This window comes from Planctomycetota bacterium, assembly GCA_016872555.1.
Taxonomy (GTDB): domain Bacteria; phylum Planctomycetota; class Planctomycetia; order Pirellulales; family UBA1268; genus F1-20-MAGs016.
Window position 1 is genome coordinate 1 of the sequence record VGZO01000091.1, and the last position, 8,196, is coordinate 8,196.

8 protein-coding genes are annotated in these 8,196 nt (G+C 68.5%); 6 read left to right on the forward strand and 2 right to left on the reverse strand.

The features are described 5' to 3' along the window. Positions 1-524: 524 nt before the first annotated feature. The 4 genes from FJ309_16710 to FJ309_16725 all read left to right on the forward strand — a co-directional run bounded on the left by FJ309_16710 (position 525) and on the right by FJ309_16725 (position 2,386). On the forward strand, positions 525-770 hold the full coding sequence (locus tag FJ309_16710) for a hypothetical protein (GenBank protein ID MBM3956216.1): 246 nt from the start codon (positions 525-527) through the stop codon (positions 768-770). Then, positions 767-1,447 carry a putative toxin-antitoxin system toxin component, PIN family gene (locus FJ309_16715; protein MBM3956217.1) on the forward strand — a complete coding sequence of 227 codons (681 nt, stop codon included), beginning with the start codon at positions 767-769 and terminating at the stop codon, positions 1,445-1,447. The genes FJ309_16710 and FJ309_16715 overlap by 4 nt, the downstream gene beginning before the upstream one ends. Before the next feature lie 166 nt (positions 1,448-1,613). Then, complete coding sequence (locus tag FJ309_16720) at positions 1,614-1,862, forward strand: DUF1778 domain-containing protein (GenBank protein ID MBM3956218.1); 249 nt, start codon at positions 1,614-1,616, stop codon at positions 1,860-1,862. Next, a complete protein-coding gene (locus FJ309_16725; GenBank protein MBM3956219.1) occupies positions 1,859-2,386 on the forward strand; it encodes a GNAT family N-acetyltransferase in 528 nt (175 codons plus the stop codon). The genes FJ309_16720 and FJ309_16725 overlap by 4 nt, the downstream gene beginning before the upstream one ends. Before the next feature lie 94 nt (positions 2,387-2,480). Here FJ309_16725 and FJ309_16730 read toward each other — a convergent pair whose 3' ends face one another. Then, positions 2,481-2,810: a hypothetical protein gene (locus tag FJ309_16730; GenBank protein ID MBM3956220.1), complete on the reverse strand. Its 330-nt coding sequence runs from the start codon at positions 2,808-2,810 to the stop codon at positions 2,481-2,483. On the opposite strand from FJ309_16730, the gene FJ309_16735 reads away from it, so the two are divergent. Beyond that, a complete protein-coding gene (locus FJ309_16735; protein MBM3956221.1) occupies positions 2,809-4,503 on the forward strand; it encodes a peptidase S8/S53 subtilisin kexin sedolisin in 1,695 nt (564 codons plus the stop codon). The two genes, FJ309_16730 and FJ309_16735, sit on opposite strands and share 2 nt — an antisense overlap. Before the next feature lie 45 nt (positions 4,504-4,548). Here the strand turns inward: FJ309_16735 and FJ309_16740 are convergent, their stop codons facing one another. Further along, complete coding sequence (locus FJ309_16740) at positions 4,549-7,185, reverse strand: hypothetical protein (GenBank protein ID MBM3956222.1); 2,637 nt, start codon at positions 7,183-7,185, stop codon at positions 4,549-4,551. Between the two features lie 450 nt (positions 7,186-7,635). On the opposite strand from FJ309_16740, the gene FJ309_16745 reads away from it, so the two are divergent. After that, positions 7,636-8,196: hypothetical protein (locus tag FJ309_16745; GenBank protein MBM3956223.1), on the forward strand; the 561-nt coding region annotated here is incomplete at its 3' end.

An 8,196-nucleotide genomic window follows, 5' to 3' on the forward strand; every position in this document is an offset into this window, starting at 1 on the left:
GCCCCGAATCGAGCAATTTTTCACGGAAGTGTCTCGCTTGAGAATCGAGAGCGCCAGCCTCCGAAAGGCGCCGGCGATTTCGGGGGCGTTGCCGCGGCGGATTCGGCTCTTGTCCTCTCCGGCGGACGGAAAAGGTGTCAGGACTCTTTTCCGGGGATGACCGGTGCCGGACGCGAGGCATCAAAGCCCAGGAGTGGCGGACTGGAAGACGGTCTGCGCCGAGGCGAGAAACTCGCCATCGCAGCAGGGAGTGAGCGGCGTTTCGGTGTTTCGGGAAACCGCCTCCGGACGCCCAGGCCGCTCTCCCCGAGGCTCACGAGTCGCTCATCAGCCCGGAGACCTTCGCGGACGTGACATTTGCCGGGCTATCCTCCGGGCCTTGACGCGTGAGTGTACGGACGTGTAGTATCGCGTCTGTTGGGTTGCAATCCGTCGCAGCGAACGATCAACGCGACTCGTGGCCTGAGCCGTTTCAGCATCGTGCGGGCCTGGTGGCGACAGGGTAGTAGAGAGCAGGGGCTTCTATGACGACGATTCAGATATCGCTTCCGAATGACTTGGCGCAAGCCGCCCGTGATGCCGGATTGCTCGACCCCGATGCAATTCAGGGCATGCTGCGGCAGCAACTGCGAAGCCGAGCACTCCATGATCTGCAACAGGTCTGGCGCACCATGCCACCGGCTGACCTGACCCCCGAGATCGAGCAGCAGATCGTCGATGAGGTGAAGCACTGCCGCGCGGAATTGCGGCGCGAACGACAAACGCGATGATGGCTCGCGTTTCGGGTGAGCTCACCACGGTCGTTCTCGACACAAACGTCGTCGTCGCCGCCTTGTTGTGGGATGGGGTACCCAGGGCACTTCTGGAGCTCGTAGCGGCAGAGCCCTGGGTCGTCGCGGCGGTGAGCCCCGAGCTCATCACTGAATTGGAGAGGGTGTTGCAGCGCCCGCAACTCGCTGAGCGCGTCCGTGCAACGGGCAGGACGGAGGAGTTGATCTCCCGGTATCGTGAGATCACGGCGACAGTGACTCCGGTCACCGTGGCTCCCGTCGTGGTCGCGGACTGTGATGATGATCACGTCCTCGCGCTGGCGGTCGCTGCACATGCATCGCTGGTGATCACCGGGGATCGCTCGCATCTTTTTGCCGATTGGGCGGCACGAGGGCATCGCGATCGTGACACCTCGAGCAGCACTCGATTTTCTGAAGCAACGCCGATGAGCGGCACACAGGACATCAAGGCTGCCGTGAAGAAGCGGCCGACGACCTTCCAAGTGACGCCCGGCGAGAGCAGACCCAACCGCCTGACCGACCACCTCACTCCCCAATGCACGGCATGCGGCAGGCGCGTCGCTGGAAACCAGTCGCAGGCGTGGCACTTGCCCGGGTTCGGCCGAAACATGGAACGGGGCGGCCGCTCCGCGAATTCGACAAGAAACGTGTGGTAGGCGAACACATACGGGATCCCGGGGCCGATCCGGGCGCGCCAGAAGTCGCTGCGGTTTGGCTGTACGGCGAAACGCAATACAATGGTGCCGAGTACAAGGACAGTCCTCCGGAGCACGGAGCATGGCGAAAAAAGCGCGAGCGAAGCCGTTGAACGCAAGCGCGCTCATGGTGCGGCTTGATCCTGAGAGCAAGCACGCCCTCACTGCCGCGGCCCAGTTGCGGCGGATCAGCGTCAGCGACTACGTGCGGACGGTGACGGTCTCCCAGGCTCGGCGAGAGGTCGCGAGCGCCCGCGAGCAAACCATCCTGCTCAGCCCAGAGGAGCAACTCGCCTTCTGGCAGGCACTCCAGGCTCCCGTGAAGCCGACGCCGGCTCAGCAGCGACTGGGGGCGATGATGCGTGGCGAGCGGTGACCGTCGGGGCGTTTTCGAACGGGTGGGTGCTCGAGCCGGTGCGACAGACGCACCCACGTCGGCTTTTCGACTGCGGGGAGAAACCGGTCAACGATTGGTTGCGAACAAAGGCTTTCCAGCATCAGTCCAAGCGGCTTTCAGCCACGAAAGTGCTCGTCGATGCCGAGGGCAGCATCGCCGGCTTCTACACGCTGGCAACGGGACAGATCGATTTCGGCGACCTCCCTCCGGCGATCGTCCGCCAGCTGCCCCGCCGGGGGCTGCCTGTGGCGGTGCTCGCCTGGCTCGGCGTCCACACCAGGCACCAGAGCCGAGGCATTGGCGGCATGCTTCTCGCGCATGCCTTGCGCGACTGCCATGACGCGGGACAGACATTCGCGTTCGTGGCGGTCATCCTCGACTGCGTGAACGACCGTGCGAAGGCTTTCTACGAGCGATGGGATTTCGCGGAACTCCCCGGCCACCCCTATCGGCTCTTTCTGGATGCGCGAACGCTCGCGGCGATGATCAAGCCGGACGGCTGAGTTTCGCACGGATCTGCGATCTCCATGGGGATGGCCGTATCGATGGATCGCCGCCCGGCCACCGCTTGCGATTCCGCCGTTGACCATCCTCTTCTCACCGCTCGCCCCCCGGCTTTGAACGCCCGCCGCGGCGGTCGCCGCGCGTTCCGCGCGGTGCGGATGAGCGCCCCGGCGGCTTCGGCTTCGTCTCGGGGGATCGGATCGGCCGCGGCCGGGGGTCGGGCTGGCCGAGGCCCTGCTCGGGCACGCAGATCCAGCCGTCGAGGGAGTCGGCCAGCCGCCCGCTGGTGGCGCCGGACGCCTCGACCAGCACCATCCGCGACGTGGCGTCGATCACCGACACCCCCGACGTGGCGCTGATCCGCGCCAGATCGGCCGCTGGCGCCGCACCCTGCCCGGTGAAGCGGAGGACGAAGCGTTGCATGGTGGGCGGCGCGCTTCCGGACGGTTTGGGACGTGGGGAATCCTCCGGTTTTCGAAGTATCCCAGCGCCGTGCGTCTCCGGCAATCGCCACGGTTTGCCCTTCCGGCACCAGGGCGCACACTTGTACGGCGGATTGGCTCGGAGACGACGAGGCCCTCGTGGATGCCGGCGGCGACCGGGAAGGGACACCATGGCTGACGAGTCGGCGCCGGTGCGGTTCGTCGTCCTCCCGCCGACCGGAACGCGGGCGGGGGCCGATGCCGTCCGCGACATCCTCGCCCAGCTCGGCGGGCTGACGAGTGCCTCCGCGGCGCGGAAATTCGCCGCCAGCTGCGGGATGCGGCGCGGCCGCGTCGAGTGTGATATCCGCGTCCTCGACAGCGTCGCCGAAAACGGCCCCAAGCTCCTCGAGATGTCTCCCGAGGCAGCCGCCAACCTCCGCGCCCGCGAGCCGGGCCTGCGGATCGTGCCCGAGGTGTTCTTCCGATCGGCCCACGTGCGCTACGCCGCCAGTGTCGCCGCCCCGCGCGCCACCACGGCGGGCAAGACGCGCGTCGCCGTCGTCGCCCGCTCGGGTGGCGCGCCGATCCGCGGCGCGACGGTGGTGGCGTTTACCGACGTCGGCAGCGCCGTCGGCGGCGAGGCGCGCACAAAGGCCGACGGCATCGCCGAGGTGGCCCTCGGCACCGCCAAGCGGATCGAGCGGATCTACGTCTACGCCCCGCCGGGCTGGTGGGGCGGCTTCCGCAAGAACGTCATGGTCCGCAAGGGCACCGACATCGTCGTCCGCCTCTCCCGGCTCGATCCGGCCGAGCCCGACTGCCTGCGCCACTACTACGGCAGCGCCGACCTCGCCGTTGGCGACGGCGTGACCGTCGGGGTGATCGACACCGGCGTCGGCCCCCATCCCGATCTCGTCGTCGCCGGCGGCTCGAACACCGTCCTCGGCGAGGATCCGGCCGACATCGCCGACAACGGCGCCGGCCATGGCACGCACGTGGCGGGGATCATCGCGTCGCGCGGCGGGGCGCCCGACGGGGTCCGCGGCCTGGCGCCGGGAGTCACGCTCCGCTCCTACCGGGTGTTCGGCAAGGACGGGCCGATGGCGAGCAATTTCGCGATCCTCAAGGCGCTCGACCGCGCCGTGGCCGACGGCTGCGACCTGGTGAATCTCAGCCTCGGCGGCGGCGTGCGCGACCCGGCGATCGCGGCGGCGATCCAGGATGCCCGCGCGTCCGGCACGCTGGTGATCGCGGCGGCGGGGAATGCCGAGCGGGCGCCGGTCGAGTTTCCGGCGGCGGAGCCGGCCTGCGTGGCGGTGTCGGCACTGGGGGTGAAGGGCACCTTCCCGCGCGGGGCGATGGAGGATGCCGATGTCCGCGAGCCGTTCGGCACCGACCCGCGCGAGTTCATCGCCGGGTTTTCCAACGTCGGCACGGAGATCGATCTCACCGGTCCCGGCGTGGGCGTGGTCTCGACGGTGCCGGGGGGCCTGGCGCCGATGAGCGGCACGTCGATGGCCTGTCCGGCGGTGGTCGGCGTGGCGGCACGGCTGCTGTCGGCCGACCGGGAGACGCTCCGTCGGAAGCGCGACCAGGCCCGGTCCGACGCGATCGCCCGGGCGGTGCTCTCGTCGGGCGTGGGGCGCGGGTTTCCGCCGACCTTTGAGGGAAGCGGCCTGCCGCTGCCGTGAGCGTCAGGGGCGTTCGTCGCGGAGCGATTCGAGCACGGCGATCCCCTACCGCACCATGATCGCACGCCAGCTCCACCATGGCATGTCGTCGGCCGCGGTGAGCATCACGCGGCCGAGCTCCGTCGCCGGGTCGTCGATCCGGTGCACGCGCACCTCGCCCCGCGAGACGGAGTACAGATACTCCCCCACCCGCACGCTGCGGCTGACGTCGTCGGCATGGTCGATCCGACCGAGGTTCGTGAAGGCGTCGGCCCCCCGACCGGGATCGACTTTGAAGACGACCAGATCGGTCGCGCCTCTCGCCCACCAGTTGGCCTGCTGCTCCTGCACCGGGATGGCAAGGATCCCCTGCTTCGCGAACCATCCAAACGCCCGGTGATCCCACAGGGCCGCCGACCAGGAGCTCCACCCGTTGCCGGGAAAGGTGTAGGTCGCCGTCCGCCGCGGATTCGCCGGGTTCGACACGTCGAAGATCGAAAGCTGCAGGCCGAGCACCTGGCCGGTCACCGGATCGACATCGCGCCCGATGCCGAGCAGCCGGCCGTCGGCGAGCGGATGGAGGTAGGACGAAAAGCCCGGAATCTTGAGTTGGCCGACGACGCGCGGCGCGGTCGGCCGCGCGAGGTCGATCACGAACAGCGGATCGACCTCCCGGAACGTGCTCACGTAGCCGCGGTCGCCGATGAACCGCACCGAGTAGATCCGCTCGCCCGGCGCGAGCCCCGTCACGCTCCCCACCGTGCGGAGGTTGCCTCCCGCCGTGGCCGCCACGACGAACACGCCGCTCGACGCCGCGTCGCCCCACCCGGCCGTCGTGGCCACGCGGAGCAGTCCGGCGGCCGTCTCGTCGAGGGCAAACTGGTTGATCGCCATCCCCGGCACGGCGCCGACCGCCACCAGCGGCACGGCATCGCCCGCGAGGTCGAATTTGTAGATGTTCGTCGTCCAGGTGGTGTCGAAAGTATCCCACCAGGCCCCGTAGTTGGTCGACCAGACATACAAGCTCGACGCGGATGCATACACCTGCCCGGAGCAGCCGGCGACGGCCGTGGTCGATGACGGTCCCGGCACGGCGTCGTCCACGTCGAACGACACGACCGACAGCATGCCGGTGTCCCGCGGCGTGACCGGCAGGTAGGTGCGCCCCGGCACCGCCACGTCGCCGCTGCTCGATCCGCCGGCCACGGTCACCGTGTAGCCCGGGATCGCCGTCCGGTCCCACGCCCGCTCGAGTCGCGCCCGGTAGGCGGCCGCGTCTTCGTAGACATAGCGGGTGCCGTCGCCGACATGTGCATTGAATCCCGGGTCGAAGGCGATCGCAGCCACGGCCGCTCCGCCACCTCCCGGCGTGGCAGGCGTGCTGCCCCCCGCGACCGGTTGCGCCAGGAGCGGGATGATCGCCGGCGCCGGGATCGCGAAGCTGTCTTGCATGACCACGATCACGCGGTCGCCGATCGCCCGGCCATCGACGAACGCGCCGTCAATCCGCGTCGTCTCGAGAATCGCCGGCTGCCCGGGCGCCGAGACGTCGACCACCGTCACGCAGACCTGCGACTGCCAGCGGTAGTTCCACCAGCCGGCGAATCGGCCGACGGTCGTCGAGCCGTCGTCGACCATCGGCTCCCAGCGGCTCTCCTGCGAGATCACCGTGAGCCGCGTGCCGTGGAGAAACAGCGCCTGCTCGTCGCCCGGCGTGGTCACGTGCGAGACCGCCGCCAGCTTCCCGGCGGCCGACACGTCGAGGATGTCGACGCCGTCACCGGCGATCACGTAGAGATTCTTGCCGTCGGTCTTGACGGTGTCGGTCTCGTCGACACCGGCCACCTGGTTGTTGGTGCCGGTGAAGTCGGGAGCGTCCGCTCCGGACGACGAGTCGGAAGCGGAAGCCACTTGCCCGTCACTGAAGGCCTTGACGGTCTGGCCCCACCACCATCCGGTCTCCTTGCCGAGCATGCTGCCCCACTGGGCCATCGCCGCGGCGACGTACCACCCTTCGAGCTTGCCGAGGTCGTCGATCCGCTCGAGCGGATTGGTGCTCTCGTTGCCGATCAGCCGTTCGCCCGAGTCGAGCTTCACCCGATCGACACCTGCCGTGCCGTAGATCGCGTCGATCCCGGCACCGCCGTCGAGCGAATTGCGGCCGGCCCCGCCGCGGAGGGTATCGCGGCCACCGCCACCACCGAGCGCGTCGTTGCCGAGGCCGCCGACGAGCGAATCGGCGCCCGGGCCCCCCTCGATCGTGTCGTCGCCGGAGCCACCGTTGATCCTGTCGTCCCCGGCGCCGCCATCGATAAAGTCGGCGCCATCGCCGCCGACGATCGTGTCGTTGCCCGGGCCACCCGTGAGCGTGCAGGACAGCCGGGTGTTGCCCGGGACATGGATCCGGATCGAGTCGTTGCCGCGGCCGCCATTGACGATGATCCGCGCCACGGCCGTCTCGGGCCGGGTGCCGACGACCACGCCATTGACGACCGCGCGGAGCTGCCCGGCACCGACAGGATTGCGTTCGACGACGATCGTGTCGTCGGGCTTGCCTGCCGTGGCATCACCGCCGATCCGCCACACGCCAGCCAGGGCGGTCCCGGCGCTCGCCGCCAGCGCGAGCCGCGGTTCGAGCGACTCCCCCGCCGCGAGGCCCGCGCTTCGTCGTGCCGCACGCCGCCGCCGGATCGAACGCCGCATGGCAGGTCTCCCTCTTTTCGGGGGAACCTACCGCGCTTGTCCGTCGGCGTCAAAGGGACCGCGGGGGTCGGGGGCGGGGTGTGCTCGGCGGTCGCGATGTCATCGCGGGACGGATCGCGTCGAGGTAATGCAATCGGTCAAACATGGTGACGTTCGGCTTCCATTCAGGAGTCGTGCGGCGAACGGCAGGAGCGGCCTATCCGGGGAGGGTGACTTGCGGTCGAGCGCAAAGCCATGCCGAACACAGCCCTTTCAATCAGTCGCTACCACGTCGCCGCTGCATGACACTTGTCGCATTATGCGACGGCGGGGTCTCTCCGAAAAAAGGCTCAATTCAACGGGAAAATGAGCATTCAGAATCCCGTGGCGTGTTTCAGCTCGGTTTTTCGCCATGAAAAAGAAGGGGGGATGGGCTCCCAAACGACTTCGCGAGGAACTGAGGGTAGATCCATGGAACTGCGGTTCCCAAAACGGTTCTTGAATCCGCGGCACCGCTCTCATCGCGCGCGCGGGAAGGGGTCGCGCCGATTGTTCAGTCACCTCGGTCACGAGTTTCGGCTCGAGGACCGCCGGTTGCTGAGTACCGTGGGCTGGGATGGCGGCGCCGGCACCCTGAATTGGCAAGACGCGGCCAACTGGTCGGCGGATGTGCTGCCTGCCCCAACCGACGACGTCGTGATCCCCGATCTCCTCGGTGAGATTCGCATTCTGATTACGCAATCGACTGTCGTCCGCAGCATCAATTCGGCGGAAGGGCTTGGGATTACCTCGAGCGGCTCGCTGACTGTCACGTCGTCGTCGTCCCAGGTGACTGGCGAGTTGGCACTGTCGTCCGGTGCCTCGATCAGCGCCTCGACTGGCGCGGTGTTTACCGCATCGGGGGCCGCGAATCTCGACGGCGCGAGCGTGTACGCGACCGGCGGTGCGGTGCTGACGTTCCCCGGGGTAACGTCGTACACGAGCACGACCTCGTCGGTGCTCCAGGCGACGGGATCGGGATCGGCGATCGTG